Here is a 19,762-nt window from a genome sequence, read left to right on the forward strand (position 1 = left end):
CGATGACCCAGCCCCAGATCCCCGATGGATTGAATGACGACCAGTTGACCGAGATCGACCAGATCCTGGAAGACATGCGCACACGCGCCGAAGAGATTCCGCAGTGGGAGTTTGCGGATGGCGCACTCACCGCGCTGGTCTGCACGCGCCGCGCGGTGCCGGTCGAAGAGTACCTGCCGATGCTGGTGGGTGATGGCGAGCTGATCGAGCGCGATGCCGACGGCCAGCTGCCGCAGCTGCCGGCCTTCAAGGACCGGGCCCAGCAGGATCGCTTTCTGGAGCTGTGGCAGATCCGCTGGAACGAGGTGAGCGCCCAGCTCGACGCCGATGTGAAGAGCCTGGAAGATGACGACACCTTCCAACCCGATGCGATGGACATGCGCGGCGCGATTGCCAGCCTGCCCGAGGAAGAGCGCCAGGAGCTGGACGGCCAGGAGATTCCATCCTTTGGCCAGGTCTGGGCGCTGGGCTTCATGTTCGTCGTCGAAAACTGGGCCGACGAGTGGGCCGCACCACGCGACAAGGAAGCCGCCCGCTGGCTGAATGATGCGCTGGAATCGGTGGTGGCGCTGACCGAGGACGACACCGGCACGCCCACCGTCTGCATGTATGACGAAAACGGCCCCGCCAGCACCAGCCAGGAGCGCGTGGAGACCTTTGGCGAGGCGATCTGGGCGGTGTATGACCTGCGCCAGATCTGGAAGAGCATGGGCCCGCGCCAGGCCACCATCGTCAAGGGCGAAGTGCCCGGCCGCAACGACCCCTGCTCCTGCGGCAGCGGCAAGAAGTACAAGAAGTGCTGCGGTGCCTGACCGCCAGATGTAAACAAGTCTCTGACAACAGCCGCTTTTGCGGCTGTTTTGCCATCAGGCCGCAGATCGTCATCGCTCCACGCGGGCAGTGGCTCTAGAATGGCCTGGTTTTCATCTCTTTTGGCCAAGGATCACCGATGAACCTCATGAACATCATCACCAAGCAACTGATCGAGATCATCGAGTGGACCGATGACTCGCGCGATACCTTGTCGTACCGCTGGCCCGATGAGGACAAGGAAATCAAGAACGGCGCCCAGCTGATCGTGCGCGAATCGCAGCAGGTGCAGTTTGTCTCGGAAGGCCAGTTCGCCGACCTGTTCGGCCCCGGCCGCCACCAGCTGACGACGCAGAACATCCCGATTCTGTCGACCCTGCGCGGCTGGAAATACGGCTTCAACTCGCCGTTCAAGTGTGATGTGTACTACATCAACACGCGCCTGTTTACCGGCAACAAGTGGGGCACCTCCAACCCGGTGATGATGCGTGACAAGGACTTTGGCGTCGTGCGCCTGCGCGCCTTCGGCACCTATGACTTCCGCATCGTGCAGCCGGCCAAGTTCCTCAAGGAAGTGGCGGGCACGGACCAGAACTTCCGCCTCGACGAGTTTGCCGACACGATGCGCTCGCGCATTGTCAGCATCTTCAGCGAAGCGCTGGCCAAGGCCCAGGTGCCCGTGCTCGATGTGGCCCAGCGCTACACCGAGATGGGCGATGCGCTGCTGCAGCTGATCAACCCGGCCGTGACTGAAAAGTACGGCCTGGAGATCACCAGCTTCCTGCTGGAAAACGTCTCGGTGCCGCCGGAGGTGGAGCAAGCGATCGACAAGCGCTCGTCGATGAGCGCGATCGGCAACCTCAACGACTATGTGAAGTACCAGATGGGCCAGGCGATGGCCAATGGCGGCGAAGGTGCGGCAGCGGCCACGATCCCGGCGACGATGGCGATGGGCTTTGGCATGGCGCAGGAGATGATGAAGGGCATGCAGCAGCCGTCGGGTGCAGCTGCAGCCGACCCGTTCTCGCCAGCGGCAGCACAGGCGGCGCAAGCCGCGCCGGCGGCCCCGGCTGCAGGAGGCGTGCAGGTGCTGACCCCCGAGCAGGCCGCGCAGGCGCTGGGCGTGACGGTGCAGGACGTCGTGGCCGAGCTGGAATCGGGCGCGCTCAAGGGCCGCAAGATCGGCAGCGCCTGGCGCATCTCGCAGGAATCGCTGAACGAATTCCTGCGCGGATAAATCTGCGCTGCTCGCGCATGCCCCGCCGCCTTGGCCGGTGCATGCGCGTATGTGTGTCCCCATTTTGAGAACCCGTGGCGCAGACCTGCTGTGCGCCAACGCTGAGTTGGACCGTGAATTCACCGACGCCCGCCCCTGATCCCTTTGCGCCACCGCCGACCTCGATGGTGGCCAAGCATGTCTGCCCCGAATGCGGCGGTAATCTGGAATGGAATGCCAAGGCCCAGTCGCTCAAATGCCCGTACTGCGGCACGGTGGTGCCCTGGACGGACGACCAGCAAAAGCAGCTGGATGGCGAGATCGTCGAGCAGGACCTGGCTGCAGCACTGGCCCATCCCGCCAGCGGGCGCGGCTGGGGCGAGGCGCGGCGCGAGTACCAGTGCCAGAACTGCCGGGCGATTTCGGTGTTTGTCGATGGGCGGGTGGCATCACGCTGCGATTTTTGCGGCTCACCGGCCATCCAGGCGCATGAAGAGCGCAATGATGCGATCACGCCGCAGAGCCTGCTGCCGTTCAAGATCAGCGACGGGCAGGTGCGCGACCTGATCCGCAAGTGGTATGGCAGCCGCTGGTTTGCGCCCAACAAGTTCAAGAACGCGGCGCTGACCGATACGCTCAAAGGCATCTACCTGCCGTACTGGACCTTTGATGCCCATGTGCAGGCCCAGTGGCGGGCCGATGCCGGTTTTTACTACTACACGACCGAGCAGTACCGCGATGCCAATGGCAACATCAGCACGCGCCAGGTACGCCATGTGCGCTGGGAGCCGGCATCGGGCAGCCTGCAGCATTTCTTTGACGATGAGCTGGTGGCAGGCACGGTCGGGGTGCACCAGGGGCTGCTGCAGAAGGTCGAGCCTTTTCCGACCCGGACCGACCTGAAACCCTATTCGCCCGAGTTTGTGCGCGGCTGGACGGTGGAGCGCTACCAGGTCGATCTGAACCGGGCTGCGACGATCAACGAGGGGGATATGGACCAGCAGGTGCAGGCACTGTGCGCGCGCCAGGTACCGGGTGACACCTACCGCAATCTGCAGGTGCAGCGCCAGTACCAGGGGCGCAGCTTCAAGCATGTGCTGGTGCCCGTGTGGCTGGTGGGCTATACCTATGGCAGCAAGAGCTACCAGATTCTGGCCAACGGCTACACCGGCCAGTTGGCCGGTGAGCAACCCTATAGCTGGGTAAAAATTCTGTTCGCCGCGCTGGCGGTGCTGTTGGTACTGGTGCTGCTGATGGCAGCCAGCCGTTAAGACGGCCGGATGCAGGGGGTTGCAACCCCTGGTCTTCAGCGCTTAACGGCGGCGGCGGTTGCCGTCCATGTTGTCGCCCACCTGGTTACCAAAATAGGCACCGGCTGCTGCACCGCCAATGGTGCCCAACGTAGAGCCGAACACGGCATCACCCAATACACCACCGGCTACGGCGCCGACGCCGGTACCGATCTGGGCATTGGTGGGGTTGCTGGAGCAGGCGGTCAGGCCGCTCAGCGCCAGAACGATGGAAGCAGTGGTGATGGCAAGTCGTTTCATCTGAGTTCTCCTCTTGTTCGCATCGGCTGTCAGTCAGAAGAGTGCTGCAAACCGGATTGCTGTGCTTGCAGTGTCGCGCAGAGCGGCCGTCCACCCCATCGGCGAAGTCAAAGTTTGGGTGTCGGACGGCGCTTACTGCGCCGGCGCGGCCTGCACCAGCTCCAGCAGGCGGCGCAGCGCATGCTGCACGGTGGCCTGGCGGATGGCGTGGCGGTCGCCGTCAAAACGCTGCACTTCGCTGTGCAGCTGGCCAGCGACCTGCCAGCCAAACCAGACGGTGCCCACGGGTTTGCTGGCGCTGCCGCCATCGGGGCCTGCCACGCCGGTAACGGCCACACTGACTTGCGCTTGTGACTGGGCAATCGCGCCCTGGGCCATGGCGCGGGCTACCGGTTCGCTGACCGCGCCGTGGGCGGCAATCAGCGCAGCGGGCACATCCAGCATCGCCGATTTGGCACGGTTGGAGTAGGTGACAAAGCCGCAATCCAGCCATTGGCTGGAGCCGGGCCGCTCGGTGCAGGCACCGGCAATCAGGCCGCCGGTGCAGCTTTCGGCAGTGGCCATCATCCAGCGCCGTTGGACCAGGTGCTGGGCCAGCTGGGTGACGGCTTCGGGGATGGGCAGCCCATCCCTGGTCAGCAAGGCGGCGGTGGCGTTCATAGCAGATGTCTCCCTATCGCGATGACAAGCAAGGTGCAGAAGGCGGCGACCAGATCGTCCCAGATGATGCCCCATCCGCCGCCCCAGCCAAAGCCTTTGAAGCAGCGGTCCGCCCAGCGCACCGGCTGGGGTTTGACGGCATCGAAGAAACGGAACAGCACAAAGGCCGTCAACTGGCCCCAAAAGCCTGTGGGCATGACCAGCCACAGAATGAGCCAGAAGGCGATGATCTCGTCCCAGACGATGGCGCCCGGATCAGCCACGCCCAGGTTGCGTGCGGTGGCCGTGCAGGCCCACCAGCCCAGCACCAGGGAGGCCGCAATCACCCAGCCAATGGCCGCTGGTGTCAGCCACAGCTGCAGCACCAGGTAGGCGACCCAGGCCCAGAGGGTGCCCACCGTGCCCGGTGCAATGGGGCTCAGGCCGGAGCCAAAGCCCAGCGCCATCCAGTGCAGCGGGTTGCGCAGCATGAAAGCCCAGTGGGCGCGTCGCGGTGCCGCATTGCGGTCGGCGGCGCCGGGCGCGGAAGGGGAAAAGGGCGTATCGCTCATGCCCGCCATCATAAGCCTGCAGGCCGCTGCTGTGCAGTGGCGGCCGACCTGGCTGGCTCAGGGTGCGAAGTGGTCAAACGAGGCCCAGCGCTGCGCCATGGCCTGGCCCTGCGCATCGTGCACGCGCAGGCCTGGTTCAGCGGTGATGCGGCCGATGCGCTGCACCGGTGTGTTCGCTGCCAGGCTGGCCTGCTGTACGGCGCTGCGCCGGTCTGCGGCGGCGGTAAAGCACAGCTCGTAGTCATCGCCGCCTGCCAGGCAGCACTGCAGTTGAAGATCGGGGGGGAGCTTGAGGGCGGAGCCCTGCACGCCCGCAATCGCCGCCATGCGCGCCAGGACCCGGTCTGCCTGCAGCTGCGCACCCACACCACTGGCTTGCAGGATATGGCCCAGGTCGCCGACCAGGCCATCGCTCAGGTCCAGCGCGCTGCTGGCGATACCGCGCAGCGCGATGCCCAGGCCGACGCGCGGGCTGGGGCTCTCCAGCCGCTGGCGGGCAGCGGCCAAGGCGGCGGGCGGCAGTTGCACGTGGCCCAGCAAGGCTTCGAGCGCCAGGCGGGCATCGCCCAGGTGGCCGCTGACGTAGATGTCATCGCCGGGCTGGGCGCCGCTGCGCAGCAGCGCCTGGCCGGCCGGCACCTCGCCAAACACGGTGATGCAGATGTTCAGCGGGCCCTGGGTGGTGTCGCCGCCGACCAGCTCGCAGCCATGGGCATCGGCCAGGGCGAACATGCCTTCCGAGAAGCCTTGCAGCCAGGGCGCATCGACAGCGGGCAGGGCCAACGCCAACGTAAAAGCCAGCGGCTGCGCGCCACTGGCGGCCAGGTCGCTGAGGTTGACGGCCAGCGCCTTGTGGCCCAGCGTGCGCGGGTCCACATCGGCAAAGAAGTGGCGGCCCTGCACCAGCATGTCGCTGGAGATGGCCAGCTGCATGCCCGGCTGCGGCGCGAGCAGCGCGCAGTCGTCGCCGACGCCAAGCACGGCCCGCCGCACCGGGCGTTGGAAATACTGCGCAATCAGCGCGAACTCGCCCTGGGCCATGTCAGTGCTCTCCTGGTGGGGTGTGGCGGCTCAGGCGCAGCGGCAGCAAAAAGCTCAGCGGCCGCGTCAGCACCCGCTTGATCAGCGCCTTGTAGATGTGTGAGCGCTCGACATTGCTGACGTTTTGCGCGCGCAAGGCCAGGCGGAATGCGAGGTAGAAGCTGACCAGGATGTTGAAGCCGCCCAGCAGCGGCAGCGCCGCCACGCAGAGCCAGAAGCCGTGGAAATGCAGCACGCCCAGGCCCATGCTGGTGGCGGCTGCGGCGATCTGGCCGGCGGCCAGGGTCACATGGCGGATATCGAGCGGCAGGCCAAAGAACTGGGCCACCACGGGGATCAGGCCCAGCATGAACCCCAGCGAAATGTTCGAGGCAAAGCCGGAGATATTGCGACGCATGAAAGCCGCCCAGCGCGCGGCCCGCGCCTTGCCCAGAAAGCGCGTGATGCGCGGGTTGTAGCGGATGGCCGAGTCCATGTGGTGCAGCACGAACCAGTTCTCGGTCCAGCCGGCGATGATGCTGGAGGAGAACAGCAGCACCCCGGTGAAGGCCGCATAGAACACCGAAGGCCCCCAGAGGCTGAGCGACTTCAAGGTCTGCTCGGCCTCATGCTGGTCGATAAAGGGCGCGCCGGTGGCGCGGGCCCAGCCCCAAGTCAGCAGCAGCACCATGGGGAAGACGGTGAACACATTGCCCAGCACGGCGGCCACCTGGGAGCGCACCAGGTAGCTGACCTCGTCGACAAACGACGCAATGCCTGCCTCGGTATCGCCCGATTCCTTGAGCTTGGCGGCCATCGCCGGCGCGGTCATCGCGGGCTGCTTGGTGGCGACGGTGAAGTGCAGCAGCTGGATCAGCACAAAGCTGATCGCGTAATTGATGCCTGCCAGGAATCCCGCCCAGAACGCGGAAATGGCAATCGCGTGCAACGAGAACTTGATCAAGGTGGTGAAAGCCATCACCAGGCCGCCTCCGGCCGCCTTGCGCGCCATCTGCGCGTATTCGCGCTTGTCGCGGGTGATGTAATGCTCACCGGTCTCGGCGCTGCGCTCGGCCACCTTGGAGGCCAGCAAGGACGAGTTGGACGAGATCAGCGCGCGGATGCTCTGCCGCTCCAGGCCGACGGCCACCAGGTGGGCCAGCAGCTTGGCGGTGATGACCTTGGGGTTGGCCGACAGCAGGCAGTCGAGCAGCTCGCGCACGCGCAGAATGCGCATGCGCAGCTGGCGCAGCCGGAACACGACGCCCACGGACACGCCATTGTCCTCAAAATGCTCGTAGATCGAGGCGACGGCTGCGCGGCACTCATCGAGGCTGCGGCGCACGGTTTCTTCGGCTTCGAGCACCTCCGCCGCCTTGGGGCTGGGGTGCAGCATCGCGCGGCGCAGCTCTTCCACACCGCTGATGAGGCTGTAGAAGGGCTGCGTGTTCTTGGCACTGCCGCTCATGCGCAGGCGCAGCTCCGGCGCAAAGCCGGCCGCCAGAATCTGGCCGGCGCAATAGGTGATCGCATTGAGCACCAGGTGCTGCCACGGCGAGAGCCGGTTGCCGTAATGCTCCAGGCCGGCAATGCTGCCGGCATCCACATCGCTTTGGGCGATCTGGGTGGGGACGACCATCACCTCCAGCGACACAAAGCCGGGCGACAGCAGCTGGGCGATGCGCTCCAGCAAGGGCTTGTCCATGGCCTTGAGCCACTGCGCATCGAAAGGCGTGTGCAGTGCCATCGAAAACAGCACGGTTGCATCAATCGTCTCCGGCGTGGAGGGCAGCAGTTTCCAGCGCAGGCGCTCGGCCATCTCATTGAAGAACGCGGTGCGGGGTGCAAAACCAAAGTCGGCCAGCAGCGCGGTCAGGTCGATGGTCTGCAGCTGCACGGCCCACCAGCGCTGTACTTTCTCTCGCAGTGCGGCATTGCCATCGATCGCGTCCAGCAGCTGGCTGACGCGGGCAAGGGCTGCATCGACCGAGTTCTGCTGGCCGCGGATCCAGGCGAAGATCTCGATGATCCAGAGGTTGCGCTCGGCCAGTGGCGCATCGGGGTTGAGACCCGCCAGCAGCTGTGGCAGCGGGTCTTGCTTTTTCTTGCGAAACATCAGTGCAGCACTCGTCCTTGCGCCAGGTCGTCATCTTGGGCGGGGTACTGGGTGGCATCGAGCGTGAAGCGCGGGATCGGGCAGTCAAAAGTGTGTGCCTCGTCGCTGATGCACAGATAGCTGCCTTCCATGCTGCCCTGGGGTGTGGCCAGGCGGCACTGGCTTTGGTATTCAAAGGATTCGCCGGGTGCGAGCAGCGGCTGGTGGCCCACCACGCCCAGGCCCTTGACCTCCTGGACCAGTCCAGTCGCATCCTTGATGATCCAGTGCCGTGCAATCAGCTGCGCAGGCACATCACCACTGTTTCTGATGATGATGCTATAGATAAAGTGAAACACGCCGGCCTCGGGCATGGACTGCTCAGGCAGGTACTGCGGTGTCACGGACACCTCAAACTGGAACTTTGGCATGTGAAACTGGATTGAAGTCAGGTAGAAATACTAACTGCGACAATAGAGGGATGAGCTCCACCTACCGAATTGCCCCCTCGATCCTGTCTGCAGACTTTGCCCGCCTGGGCGATGAAGTGCGCAACGTACTGGCCGCTGGCGCGGACTGGATACATTTTGACGTCATGGACAACCACTATGTCCCCAATCTGACCTTCGGCCCCATGGTCTGCGCCGCCTTGAAGCCCCACGCGATCCGGGCTGACGGCACGCCGGCGCCGATCGACGTGCACCTGATGGTGCAGCCGGTGGACGAGCTGGCCGCCGCCTTTGCGCAGGCAGGCGCCGACTATATCAGCTTCCACCCCGATGCTTCGGCCCACGTGCACCGCAGCATCCAGGCGATCAAGTCACAGGGCTGCAAGGCCGGTCTGGTCTTCAATCCCGCGATGCCGCTGGACGTGCTGGACTGGGTGATCGAGGACATCGACCTGATTCTGCTGATGAGCGTCAACCCCGGTTTTGGCGGCCAGAGCTTCATCGACTCGACCCTGCGCAAGATCGAAGCCACCCGCAAGCGTATCGACGCCAGCGGCAAGGACATCCGCCTGGAAGTCGACGGCGGCATCAAGGAAACCAATATCCGCCGCGTGGCGGATGCAGGGGCCGACACCTTTGTGGCCGGCAGCGCGATTTTTGGCAAGCCCGACTACAAGGCAGTGATCGACAAGATGCGGGTGGCACTGGGGTGATGGTTTTGCCCTGAGGATGGGCGATAAAAAGGCTCCGGCAATGGGTTGCCGGAGCCTTTTTTGTTGCGGAGCTCGCCGAAGTCTCGCGCGCGTTTATTTGCTCCAGCAGCTGCTGTCGTAACCCGATGCTCCTTCGGTTTTACCGTTGGCGCCCTGCAGACCGGTGTTGGTCAACGTGTAGTTGCCGCACTTGTCGTTCGCTTGCGCGTTTTGAGCGGTCGCCGTCAATGTGAAGGTTGAGCCATTGGAGTTCAGGCTGATTGCATAGCGTCCCGAAGGCATGGTGCTCATGCTGGTAGGCAAACTCGTTGGGTAGGTACCGTTGGCAGTTGCCGCACGCTCCATCCACTGCGCCGCCTGCAGCAGCGTGGCACGCGCGTCGGCGCGGTGACCACGCCGGATGTACTCGTTATAGCTGGGCAGCGCGATCGCCGTCAGGATGCCCACCACGGCGACCACGATCATCAACTCGATCAGTGTGAAGCCGCGTTGCTTCGTCACGGTTCTTGGATTCATTGCTGTTCCTTCTTACTGCAGCTGGCGCCAGGTGGGGCGCAAGGTTTGTTCAGGCATGCGCAGCAGTGCCTCCATATTGTTGATGCAGCGGTCACCGGTACAGGTACTGATATCGAGCATCTGCGTCTCCGATGCGGCGACCTGCGAGTGCGAGCCCTTGTCCACCTGCGCACGGGACGCATTGCCGTTGTCCGAGGCACTGAACGAGGTATTGCTGCCCAGGTTGATCAGCTGGATGCTGGGCTTTTTGCCATCCATGATGTTGACCATCGTACGGTACTGGCGCTCACTATCGACCGACGTGGAGTCACAGCTCTCCCGGTTGACATCGACATCCTGTCCCTTCGCAGGGACCTGGGTATAGGCAAGCAGGATATTGGTGTTGTCATAGAGCTCCAGGTTCTTCAGCGCGCGCTCGCCCACTGCCGGAAGGTCCATGTACCAGCCGTTGTAGGTGGTGCCCCAGGTGGTCTTGTCGAGCGTGTCCACTTCGTCCACGCGGCCGCCCACGCCTCCGGCGATGTTGAGCTCGGCGATTGACCGTTTGGCCAGCCCTGCAGTGGTCACGCCCGTACCCAAGGCAGCGGGTGCCGGCACTGCCAGACATTCCGCAGGCGCAGAGGACGTGCAGGGCTTGCCGGGATGCACTTCCAGCCATTGGCTGGATCCTTCCGTTTTTCTTACCCGGTAGCGCGTGTTGTCCAGCACCGAATAGATGCTTTGTACCAGCACATCGCTGGGGTCATTGCGGCTGACATTGCGGCCGGTGCCAAAGGCGACCATCATGCCGCCCACAGGTACGGTTTTCTTTGTGCCATCGGACTGGGTCACCTCCTTGACCCGGTCATTGGCGCGCGCCGTGGGTGCCACCGTGATCGGCTGGACATTGGTGCGGGCGGAGGAACTGAGGGCCGAGGGACCACGCGCGGTGAACAGCGGAGAGCCGCTGAAGGCCACGTTCCATTCGCTGGCAACATCGCTGGTCAGGTCGAATTTCCAGATATTGCCAAGGTTGTCGCCCGCATAGGCGATGTCGATGCGTCCATCGCCGTTCAGGTCGATCAAGCGCGGCGCTGACAGGCCGTTGTCATTGGCATTGCCGGTGCCGGCGGTGGCGGTTGTCACTGGAATGCGAACCAGCTCCTGGCCCTTGTCCAGGTACTGGATCAGCAGCACCGGGCGCTGGTTGGTGCTGTTGTAGCCATTGCCCATTACCGCTGCCCAGCGGCCGTTGTTCATGCGGGTGATTTGTGTGGTGCGCAGGAAGTCCGTTTCATCCATCACTGGCTTGGCGGTGATGTGGCCAATGTCGCGGTCCTCCTCTGCGGTGGCAATGCAGGCAGTGCGTTGCGCTCCGGTCAGCGCGGTGCAATCCAGAGGGTCAGCCACGCCGCGGGTACGGTCCAGGCGTACCAGGGTGTTGGCATTGGCTGCCGTAAAGCTGGGAGCGCTGGAGGTGCTGCCGGCTGCGGGATTGGTCACATCCAGCACAAAGTAGCCTTTGCCGCCGGCCCCCATCGTGCCCACCAGCAGGGTGCGCCAGTCTGCAATGTAAGCCTGGTTGCCGGGCGTGGTTTCCCTGACGCCTCCGAGCTCCACATCACCCGTCATCGGTGAGCCATCGACAAAGTACTGGTGGGTATAGCCCGAGCTCGCCAGGTTCTTGAGCGATGTTAAAGCGCCATTGGGGATGTACGCCAGCTTCTCCGAGCCATCGGTCGCGGAGAAGCCATGCAGCATGCCATCATTGCCGCCGACATACACCATGGGGACGCGGTCTTTCTGCGCTTGCACAAAGCTGCTGTAGCCTTGCAGCGCATAGGTGCCTGAGGGGGCGCCGGTGTACCAGACGCCGGAGTTGATGATATCGCCCTGGCGGCTCTTGCGCTCGCGGAATGGCTTGGCGGTGGTGTAGCCGGTGGTGTCCGAGCCTTCCAAGGTGCGATCACCTCGGATGAAGTTCACAATGCTCTCACCGCTGGTGGCGATGGGCGTGGCACTGGCCAGCCCGATCTTGGCTTTCTGTGCGGTGCTCAGGTAGGTCTGGTCGCTGGCCCACTTGAACTGGACACCGCCCTTGTCACCCGATGTCGTGCTGGTCTTGGTGACCCACTGGTCACTCCACCCCAGAATCAAGCGGTTCGTCACGCCGGTCAACGCATCGAGCAGGTCGGCGGTCGTTTTGTTTTCCCAGGCTGGTGTGCTGGTGCCGCTCTTGCTCACCGTTCGGGCCGCCACATAGCCCTTCCAGCTGGAATCGGGCTGGTAGCCTGCTGTGAAGGTGGCCACGTCGTAGCGCGCCGCGTTTGAGCCGCTGCTGACAGACGAGGTCAGATCGGCATCGGTCTGCGTGTTGATCTGGCCAAAGATTTCGCGGAAGGCCTTCTCCAGGTCTTCACCTTTTTGCACCGCGTAGAAGCGGCCCCGGCCGTTGATGGCCGAGTGCCACAGATCCAGTGCGCGGACTTCTTCCCCGCCGCTATTCATATCGGGCCAGGTCTTGGTGCCATTGACCAGGTCGGGGAAGCTGCCGTCATAGCCAAAAGGCACCATGCTGGACGAAGCGCTGATGTTGTACTTGGCCTCGTTGTAGGTCTGCTTCCAGGTGTAGGACAGCGCACTGAAGCCAATGGTGTAGGTCACCATGTGCGGCCAGGTGGCAGGGTTGTAGCGGGGGTTCCAATAACGGTCCAAGGTGGCGGTGGTGCTGCCATTGGTGAACGTCTCGGTGGCGGGCGCTTTGCGGTAGTCGGAAGTGGGCTGCATGGTGCCCGTCCAGCCCGTGGTATGCGGTGGCACTGCCCAGCTGTAGAAGGCCCAGTCCGCCAGCGTATAGTCAAATGCATCACGGTACAAAGCACTCTTGGCGCGGTCGGCTGCTGTGGTGCCGCCGTAGACCGTGCCGTCCGGCAAGGTCAGGTTGGTCGTGTTGTCCGTTTGGGCAGGTTTGGTGGCGGTACTGTTCCAGCGTCCGTCCGTCATGATGATGTGGTAGCTGCGGCGGCAGGCCAGGTAAGGCGATCCCGTCGTGCCAGGCACCGATGCCCAGGGGCTGTTGGTCGATAGAGGTCGCCGCATGTAGCCATCGGCCTGCGAGAACATCTTGTGCGATGGCGTGCCGTTCACGGCGCTCAGTCCATTGATAAAGCTGATCAGGTTGTCGCGGTGGCTGGTGTTCAGCACGCGCATCGAATTGGTCTTCATCGTGGTGCTGTCGACACTGTCGGCGCCAGATGCATTGCCGTTGTTCCACATGGCCTGCCAGGACATGCGCACCTTGCCGTCAGGCAGCAGGGACGTATCGCGCAGCACGCCACCGCTGCCGCCGTTACCGATGAGTGCGTACTTCAGCACATTGATACGCCGTGCAGACACGGGCCAGGAGCCATCGGCATTGGGCACCTGCGTATTGCTGGCTCCCGTTTGGTTTTCCCGATCCAGCCGGTACTGCATACTGCCCGAATCATCGATAGAGATGATGATATTGGGAGCCACATAAGGCTCCTTGGTGCCAGGCGGCCCGCTGGCCAGCTCCAGGGCCCAGCTGCTGTGTGGTGCCAGTGCAGCGCATGCGGCCAAGGCCAGCAGATGTTTGCGGAATTGGGGGGTGTTGTTGTAAGCCACAGCGCCTCCTGTCGGTAGTGCGAATAGTTGGTTTCAGCCAGCATGGCCATCAGGCCAGCGTCCTGCTGTCAAAGCGTTGAAGATCCAGAGTGGTGAGCTCAGTCCTTGAGCCGCTGGCGTGCATAGGTCTGCTGCAGGACCACCTGCGTATTGGGCTTTCGCCCATAAGCCAGGCTGGTGATGCGATAGACGACATTCGGGATCATATTGAGCGCCAAAAAGTTATTGGCCACCATGCTGTTGCCGGCACTGTCTTCGGCGACGATCAAATTCGAGTTCTTGCTGCTCTCGTCATAAGGCAGCACCTCGATCCAGTACCAGCCACCGCGGTTGGCAGCACTGCGGTCTGCGAGGATGGGATTGGCCGGGTTGCTGGCATTGCCCAGCTTGGCGCCGGTGTATTGGCCATAGCGCGCACCAATGGGTGCGCCGCCCGTGGGGGTGCTGGTCATCTGTGCCAGGGTGACGCCACGGCTTGCATCCGTGTTGTTCCAAAAATCCTGGTTGCCTTGGCGTTTGGTGCACAGGCCATTGCGGCATTTGTAGGCTTGGCTGTCCAGCGTGGCCAGCAGCTTGCCCACCGACGGCGCCTCCAATGGAATCTGGTCTGCGGTGCTTTGGCGGCAGACATCACCCGTACCACTGCACACGGAGCCGTCGGCATTTTCATTGCGGATGTCCAGCTCCGCGTCCTGCAGCAGCGCTTGTCCGGCCTCGAAGGCGCGCTGGTAATCCGCATCATTGCTGACCATCATTTCTCCAAACAGGGAGGTGCGCGCCGACCACAGGGCCAGCAGCATCGACAGCATGACAAAGATGATGACGACGAACAGGGCCACGCCGCGTTGCTGGCGGAGCGGTGGGCGTTGGTCGCGAATGAAGAATCTGCCTTGCATGTTTAGGGCTCTTGGTTCGGGTTACAGCACATTGCCAATCAGCCCCTGGCTGCGCAATTGGTAGACACTGCGAAACACCATGTGCATGCGTTGGGCACGGGCCGCTCCAATGGCGCTGCCGCTCATGTCAGTGGAGGAGGCGCTGGTGTAGTCCACCGAGGTGGTTCCATCACAGTCGGTATAGGTGGCGCTGCCGTTGCCCGAGGGCAGGTTCATGGGTTCGTTGCCATACAGAACAAGACAGACTTCCACCCCGGTGACCTGCCCCCAGTTGGTGCCTACGGCGGCAGCATTGACATACTGGATCTTGGGAGCGCCGCTGGCGGTATCGGTCATTCGCAAATACCGAACACGGAAGTTGGCCACATTGCCAATCACTGGTTGGGTCGTACCGGTGGTGCCGGTGCAGACCAGGTTGTTGCCGTTGAGTGCAAACGCGCTGGAAATGCGCATGAAGCTGTTGTTGTCGGCGGTGTCCGAGTCTTGCGGACCGCCTTGGCAATCGCGTGACAGCGACTGCGTAGCGGGGGACGTGTCGTTGACGGGGTAGACCGGCTCCTTGTAACGCCGGTACCCCAGGTTGAGCGTGGTGTTTGTACCGCTGATGGTGTCGGTCGCCGGGGAAAAAGCCCTTCCTGGAGTGGAAGAAGTGGCCTTGGCCTCGAAAGCCACTGGCAACGCATACCGGTCAATGTCCGTGCTGGTATTTTTGGAGGCATTGAGGTTGAGATACAGCGAGCCCGATTGCCGCAGCTGCTGACCGATCACGCGAAAGGCATAGCCAGCCTGCTGCTGCAGCGCACTGGCGTCGCTGACCGTGCCCGAAGTGCCACGAGACACCATCAGCGCGCCTCCCGCTACCGCCACGACCATCAGCCCAATGGCCACGCCTACCATCAGCTCCACCAGCGTGAGGCCGCTTTGTTTGCTGCGCGTTGCGATGAAAGAGGCGCTGGCTGCGGGCGTCATCTGCAAACCATGAGGTGTTTTGTGAGGCATATCAGGTACCTGGGCAGAAATAACGAGCTGTGCTGGTGCCCTTATAGGGCGCGCAGCGGGCGCTGACGGGGATGTACTGCAGATGGCAGGTATAGCCTTCTGCGCAGGTCACAGTAGCTCCACTGTCGGCAGCGGCGTTGATGGCCGAACGGTAGTCACTGTCGGCGCCTTTTCTCTCGTTTTCGCGCCAGCGGATCATCACGCCTAACTGACGGCGGTTGGCGGCGACGTCTTCGCCTGCAGACGTGAAGAGGTTCGCATCCCCCAGCGGCAATGCTCTGCTGACGAAAGCTTTCCATTGCGATACATCGTAGACGGCAAGCTCCGCACCCGTGCAAACAACGTTGCTGCATATTTTGCTGGGGGTAGGTGTATCGTCCCAATCGCTGATATAGCTGCTCATGTTGGCCATCGCATTGGGATTGACCTTCATACGCTCACTCAGGTCCTCAATGAGCCGGATGGCCTGCTCTCGGCGCACGCTGGTCTGCGTGTCGCTGAGGGTGCGCAACTGCACGCCCACGATGCCCAGAATGCCCAGCGCGGCAACCACGAGGGCAATCAGCGATTCCAGCAAGCTGATGCCGCGCTGGCGGCGGGGTGCGGCAGAGATTCTCGTCAACCGGCGCATAGGACTTCTTTCTGTGTCTGAGCTCGCAAGCGCTGCATGCGCTGAGCGAGGTTGGAAAAGCGGGGTCAGGAGCAGCTTGCAGTCCCGGAGTTCAACCGCCTGATCAAGCCGCCGGCCTGGATGCATAGGGTCTGGGCTGCGGAATTGCTGCTGCTCGAACCTTGCGGCCAAGCGCGAAAAGTGAGCGCAGATGCGCCGTTATTGCTGAAACTCCCCCACCGATCCACACGGATCTTGCCGGTCATCGTGGTGCCCGCAGCACTCACTTCAATCTCCGTGCGGGGAGATGCATTGGTCTGCCGGAGCGTCGTTTCGGCATCACCGCTTTGTGAGCCGTCGCGATTGACATCCGGAAATACCAGCCAGCCGCAGCCCCATTGCGCATCAGCGCTCGCAGTCGTGCAGTCATTGCCATTGGCCTTTTTGACGATGACGACATCCCCTGCACGCCGAATGGCTTCAGAGCGTGCGAAATAGAGCGTGGATTGCAGATCTTCCACAGCGCTGCGTACCCGCCAGCGCTCCATCAAGCCCTTGAAGCTGGGTGCTGCCAGCGACGCGAGAACCGCCACGATGGCAATGACCACCAAAAGCTCTATCGCGGTAAAGCCAGATGCCCGCCGCTGCAGTGACGAATGCCCATAATTCATGAAATGAATCATAAGTAATACTTTGCAAATAAGGGGTGCTGGACGACAAGTGGCTATCCGCGTGCGACAAGCGGCGGACCGCATTCAATGCGGCATCAGCTGATCGGGATCTGCGGCACAATCGCCGGCTGGGCCCGAAAGAATGTGTCATGACTGATGTAAACAAAACCCTGCAGCGCTGCGAAGCCGTCATCGTCGACCTGGACGGCACCATGGTCGACACCATGGGGGATTTTGCCGAGGCGCTCAACCGCATGCTGGCGGATCTGCAGCTGCCGGTGATCGATGTGCAGACCATCGAGCCGATGGTGGGCAAGGGGTCGGAGCATCTGCTGCGCGCGGTGCTGACCCATGTGCTGGCCCAGGTGCACCAAGCGAGCGGCCAGCCAGTGCCGGCCACCGAGATCGACAACCGTTATGCCCAGGCCTGGGAGCGCTACCAGCACCACTACCTGGCGATCAATGGCCGTTTCTCCCGCGTGTATGACGGGGTGGAGAAGGGGCTGGCGCAATGGCGCTCCAAGGGGCTGAAGATGGCGTGCCTGACCAACAAGCCGCTGTCGTTTGCCGAGCCGCTGCTGCGCGCCAAGGGGCTGCGCGGCTATTTTGACCATGTGTTTGGCGGTGACTCGTTCGAGCGCAAGAAGCCCGATCCGCTGCCGCTGCTCAAGACCTGCGAGGCGCTGGGCAGCAAGCCGGCCCAGACCTTGATGGTGGGCGACAGCAGCAACGATGCCGAGGCAGCGCACAACGCCGGCTGCCCGGTGGTGCTGGTCAGCTATGGCTACAACCACGGCCAGCCGATTCGCCAGGTGGCAGCGGCCGGCTATGTCGATGCGCTCAGCGAGCTGCAGGCCTGAGGCCGCTTTCTGTGGACGGACTGCACCTGACCGCCGACCTGTATGACTGCCAGTGCCCAGCGGCCTGGCTGGTCGATGCGCAGGCGCTCGCTGCGCTGTGCAACCAGGCGGTGGCCGATGCGGGGCTGACGCGCATGCATGACAGCTGGGTGCCGTTTCCCGGCCACAACGGCCAGCCCGGTGGTGTGACCGGCGTGGTTTTGCTGGCCGAGTCGCATGTGGCGATCCACACCTGGCCGGAGCTGGGCCATGTCACGCTCGATGTCTACGTCTGCAACTTCTCGGGCGACAACTCGGCCAAGGCGCAGCAGGTCGTCGATACCTTGGTGGGCGCTTTGCAGCCCAGGCGCTGCCAGCACCAGCGGCTGCAGCGGGGCAGTCTGCAGACCGGGCAGGGGACGGCGGCGGGCTTGCCGCGCTGAAATCCCCGGTTTTCTGGTTTTTACACCGTCGTTTGTGGTTTCGTTTGCTACACTAGGCGCCATGTTCATCCATCACGCAGTCATTACAGGTCGTTCCGACCGGGGAGCTTGGCCCTGGCGTAAGCCTGTATCTATGCCTGTTTGATTGCCGCTGGGTAACACGCCCCAGCGTGCGCCCGAGGGCTGGTTGCAAGGCCAGCCCACCAAAGATGAACTGCAGCGCACGATACGCACACATCCAGCGTGCGCTGCTCAAGCTGGGGATGGTTCTTCGTGATCACCGAACTCGAATTCAAAAGTCTGGCCAACCAAGGCTACAACCGCATTCCTCTGGTCGCAGAAGCGTTTGCGGATCTGGAAACCCCTCTCTCCCTGTACCTCAAGCTCTGCCACACGCATGACGATGGCAAGCACAGCTTTCTGCTCGAATCCGTGGTCGGAGGCGAGCGTTTTGGCCGTTACAGCTTTATCGGCCTGCCTGCCCGCAGCCTGCTGCGCGCCAGTGGCTTTGGCGCCGATGCCCGCACCGAGGTGGTGACCGATGGCCAGGTGGTCGAGACCCATGCGGGCAATCCGCTGGATTTCATTGCCGACTACCAAAAGCGCTTCAAGGTCGCGCTGTCGCCCGGTCTGCCGCGCTTTTGCGGCGGTCTGGCGGGGTATTTCGGGTATGACGCGGTGCGCTACATCGAGAAGAAGCTCGAGAACAGCTGCCCGCCCGACACCCTGGGCACGCCCGACATCCTGCTGCTGCAGTGCGAAGAGGTCGCTGTCATCGACAACCTCTCGGGCAAGCTCTACCTGATTGTCTACGCCAACCCGGCCGAGGCCGAGGCCTATTCCAAGGCCAAGAAGCGCGTGCGCCAGCTCAAGGAGCAGCTGCGCTACTCGGTCAGCGTGCCGCAAATCAAGGCCGGTGACAGCTACCCGTCCGAGCGCAGCTTTGCCAAGGCCGATTACCTCCAGGCTGTACTGGAGGCCAAGGAGATGATTGCCGCCGGCGACTTCATGCAGGTGCAGGTGGGCCAGCGCATCCAGAAGCGCTACACCGAGAACCCGCTGTCGCTGTACCGCGCGCTGCGCTCGCTCAACCCCAGCCCCTATATGTACTACTACCACTTTGGGGATTTCCAGGTGGTAGGGGCCAGCCCCGAGATTCTGGTGCGCCAGGAGCAGGTCGAGGAAGGGCAGAAGATCACCATCCGCCCGCTGGCCGGCACGCGGCCGCGCGCTGCAACGCCGGAAAAGGACAAGGCCACCGAGCAGGAGCTGGTGAACGACCCCAAGGAGCGCGCCGAGCACGTGATGCTGATCGACCTGGCGCGCAACGACATCGGCCGCATTGCCAAGACCGGCTCCGTCAAGGTGACCGAGGCCTTCGCGGTGGAGCGCTACAGCCATGTGATGCACATCGTCAGCAATGTCGAGGGCATTTTGAAGGACGGTATGACCAGCATGGACGTGCTCAAGGCCACGTTTCCGGCCGGCACCCTGTCGGGTGCGCCCAAGGTGCATGCGATGGAAGTCATCGACCAGCTCGAGCCGGTCAAGCGCGGTATCTATGGTGGGGCCTGCGGCTACCTGAGCTTTGCCGGCGACATGGACCTGGCCATTGCGATCCGCACCGGCGTCATCAAGGACGGCATGCTCTATGTGCAGGCGGCGGCTGGCGTGGTCGCCGACTCGGTGCCCGAGCTGGAATGGAAAGAGACCGAACACAAGGCCCGCGCACTGCTGCGCGCGGCCGAACTCGTTGAGGAAGGACTGGAATGACCCGCGCTATCGACAAAGTAGAAGACTGCAACACCATGGCCGACGTGCGCCGCAATGTGAATGCGCTCGACGACATCCTGGTGCCCCTGCTGGTGGAGCGCGGCGGCTACATGACCCAGGCTGCCAAGGTCAAGAACAACCCCGCGCTGGTGCGTGATGAAGAGCGCATCGAGACCATCGTCAGCCGCGTACGCGAACGCGCGGCGCTCGAAGGCGGCCAACCCGATGTGATCGAGGCCATCTACCGCGCGATGATGGAAGCCTACATCGCCTACGAACACCGCGAACTGGCCCGCTTGCAAGCGGGCGGCAAACCCCGGGAGTGAC

Annotated in this window: 20 protein-coding genes; 8 read left to right on the top strand and 12 right to left on the bottom strand. The window is 63.1% G+C overall.

Annotation, left to right across the window (positions count from 1 at the left end; translation table 11 throughout):
* The first annotated feature begins 2 nt into the window (after positions 1 to 2).
* The 3 genes from MJ205_RS22655 to MJ205_RS22665 all read left to right on the top strand — a co-directional run bounded on the left by MJ205_RS22655 (position 3) and on the right by MJ205_RS22665 (position 3,297).
* Positions 3 to 812 carry a UPF0149 family protein gene (locus MJ205_RS22655; RefSeq protein WP_239810477.1) on the top strand — a complete coding sequence of 270 codons (810 nt, stop codon included), beginning with the start codon at positions 3 to 5 and terminating at the stop codon, positions 810 to 812.
* Between the two features lie 137 nt (positions 813 to 949).
* On the top strand, positions 950 to 2,047 hold the full coding sequence (locus MJ205_RS22660; RefSeq protein ID WP_230778516.1) for an SPFH and helix-turn-helix domain-containing protein: 1,098 nt from the start codon (positions 950 to 952) through the stop codon (positions 2,045 to 2,047).
* 164 nt (positions 2,048 to 2,211) lie between these two features.
* Positions 2,212 to 3,297, top strand: a complete 1,086-nt coding sequence (locus tag MJ205_RS22665; protein ID WP_342395187.1) for a TFIIB-type zinc ribbon-containing protein — start codon at positions 2,212 to 2,214, stop codon at positions 3,295 to 3,297.
* A gap of 42 nt (positions 3,298 to 3,339) precedes the next feature.
* On the opposite strand, the gene MJ205_RS22670 is transcribed toward MJ205_RS22665, so the two are convergent.
* From MJ205_RS22670 to apaG, 6 genes are all read right to left on the bottom strand, one after another.
* Positions 3,340 to 3,576 (bottom strand): glycine zipper domain-containing protein, encoded by a 237-nt coding sequence (locus MJ205_RS22670; protein ID WP_027010612.1) that lies wholly within the window; start codon positions 3,574 to 3,576, stop codon positions 3,340 to 3,342.
* A 132-nt stretch (positions 3,577 to 3,708) separates the two neighbouring features.
* Positions 3,709 to 4,236, bottom strand: a complete 528-nt coding sequence (locus MJ205_RS22675; RefSeq protein WP_256460950.1) for a CinA family protein — start codon at positions 4,234 to 4,236, stop codon at positions 3,709 to 3,711.
* Positions 4,233 to 4,706, bottom strand: a complete 474-nt coding sequence (locus MJ205_RS22680; RefSeq protein ID WP_230778748.1) for a phosphatidylglycerophosphatase A family protein — start codon at positions 4,704 to 4,706, stop codon at positions 4,233 to 4,235. The genes MJ205_RS22675 and MJ205_RS22680 overlap by 4 nt, the downstream gene beginning before the upstream one ends.
* A 138-nt stretch (positions 4,707 to 4,844) precedes the next feature.
* Complete coding sequence (thiL, locus tag MJ205_RS22685; protein WP_239810479.1) at positions 4,845 to 5,828, bottom strand: thiamine-phosphate kinase; 984 nt, start codon at positions 5,826 to 5,828, stop codon at positions 4,845 to 4,847.
* Position 5,829: 1 nt separating this feature from the next.
* On the bottom strand, positions 5,830 to 7,923 hold the full coding sequence (locus tag MJ205_RS22690; RefSeq protein WP_239810480.1) for a site-specific recombinase: 2,094 nt from the start codon (positions 7,921 to 7,923) through the stop codon (positions 5,830 to 5,832).
* Positions 7,923 to 8,333, bottom strand: a complete 411-nt coding sequence (gene apaG, locus MJ205_RS22695; protein ID WP_239810481.1) for a Co2+/Mg2+ efflux protein ApaG — start codon at positions 8,331 to 8,333, stop codon at positions 7,923 to 7,925. The genes MJ205_RS22690 and apaG overlap by 1 nt, the downstream gene beginning before the upstream one ends.
* Before the next feature lie 50 nt (positions 8,334 to 8,383).
* Between apaG and rpe the strand changes: the two genes are divergently transcribed.
* Positions 8,384 to 9,064 (top strand): ribulose-phosphate 3-epimerase, encoded by a 681-nt coding sequence (gene rpe, locus MJ205_RS22700; protein WP_239810482.1) that lies wholly within the window; start codon positions 8,384 to 8,386, stop codon positions 9,062 to 9,064.
* A 93-nt stretch (positions 9,065 to 9,157) separates the two neighbouring features.
* Here rpe and MJ205_RS22705 read toward each other — a convergent pair whose 3' ends face one another.
* The 6 genes from MJ205_RS22705 to MJ205_RS22730 all read right to left on the bottom strand — a co-directional run bounded on the left by MJ205_RS22705 (position 9,158) and on the right by MJ205_RS22730 (position 16,392).
* The gene (locus MJ205_RS22705; protein WP_305852708.1) at positions 9,158 to 9,580 is read right to left on the bottom strand and encodes a type IV pilin protein; all 423 of its coding nucleotides are present in this window, start codon (positions 9,578 to 9,580) and stop codon (positions 9,158 to 9,160) included.
* Positions 9,581 to 9,592: 12 nt separating this feature from the next.
* On the bottom strand, positions 9,593 to 13,204 hold the full coding sequence (locus tag MJ205_RS22710; protein WP_239810483.1) for a pilus assembly protein: 3,612 nt from the start codon (positions 13,202 to 13,204) through the stop codon (positions 9,593 to 9,595).
* Between the two features lie 98 nt (positions 13,205 to 13,302).
* Positions 13,303 to 14,100, bottom strand: coding sequence for a pilus assembly PilX family protein (locus MJ205_RS22715; RefSeq protein WP_239810484.1), 798 nt, complete (start codon positions 14,098 to 14,100; stop codon positions 13,303 to 13,305).
* 21 nt (positions 14,101 to 14,121) lie between these two features.
* Positions 14,122 to 15,099, bottom strand: coding sequence for a PilW family protein (locus MJ205_RS22720; protein WP_342395172.1), 978 nt, complete (start codon positions 15,097 to 15,099; stop codon positions 14,122 to 14,124).
* A 1-nt stretch (position 15,100) separates the two neighbouring features.
* The gene (pilV, locus tag MJ205_RS22725) at positions 15,101 to 15,730 is read right to left on the bottom strand and encodes a type IV pilus modification protein PilV (RefSeq protein ID WP_239810485.1); all 630 of its coding nucleotides are present in this window, start codon (positions 15,728 to 15,730) and stop codon (positions 15,101 to 15,103) included.
* 65 nt (positions 15,731 to 15,795) lie between these two features.
* On the bottom strand, positions 15,796 to 16,392 hold the full coding sequence (locus MJ205_RS22730; protein WP_239810486.1) for a GspH/FimT family pseudopilin: 597 nt from the start codon (positions 16,390 to 16,392) through the stop codon (positions 15,796 to 15,798).
* Between the two features lie 137 nt (positions 16,393 to 16,529).
* Here MJ205_RS22730 and gph point away from each other — a divergent pair, with 137 nt between their 5' ends.
* The 4 genes from gph (at position 16,530) to MJ205_RS22750 (ending at position 19,761) form a co-directional block, all read left to right on the top strand.
* Positions 16,530 to 17,240 (top strand): phosphoglycolate phosphatase, encoded by a 711-nt coding sequence (gene gph / locus MJ205_RS22735; protein WP_239810487.1) that lies wholly within the window; start codon positions 16,530 to 16,532, stop codon positions 17,238 to 17,240.
* 11 nt (positions 17,241 to 17,251) lie between these two features.
* The gene (speD, locus tag MJ205_RS22740; RefSeq protein WP_239810488.1) at positions 17,252 to 17,662 is read left to right on the top strand and encodes an adenosylmethionine decarboxylase; all 411 of its coding nucleotides are present in this window, start codon (positions 17,252 to 17,254) and stop codon (positions 17,660 to 17,662) included.
* A gap of 273 nt (positions 17,663 to 17,935) precedes the next feature.
* Positions 17,936 to 19,435 carry an anthranilate synthase component I gene (gene trpE / locus MJ205_RS22745; protein ID WP_239810489.1) on the top strand — a complete coding sequence of 500 codons (1,500 nt, stop codon included), beginning with the start codon at positions 17,936 to 17,938 and terminating at the stop codon, positions 19,433 to 19,435.
* Complete coding sequence (locus MJ205_RS22750) at positions 19,432 to 19,761, top strand: chorismate mutase (RefSeq protein WP_239810490.1); 330 nt, start codon at positions 19,432 to 19,434, stop codon at positions 19,759 to 19,761. The genes trpE and MJ205_RS22750 overlap by 4 nt, the downstream gene beginning before the upstream one ends.
* Position 19,762: the final 1 nt, after the last annotated feature.

The organism is Comamonas sp. B21-038 (assembly GCF_022387135.1).
Classification (GTDB): Bacteria; Pseudomonadota; Gammaproteobacteria; order Burkholderiales; family Burkholderiaceae_C; genus Comamonas; species Comamonas sediminis.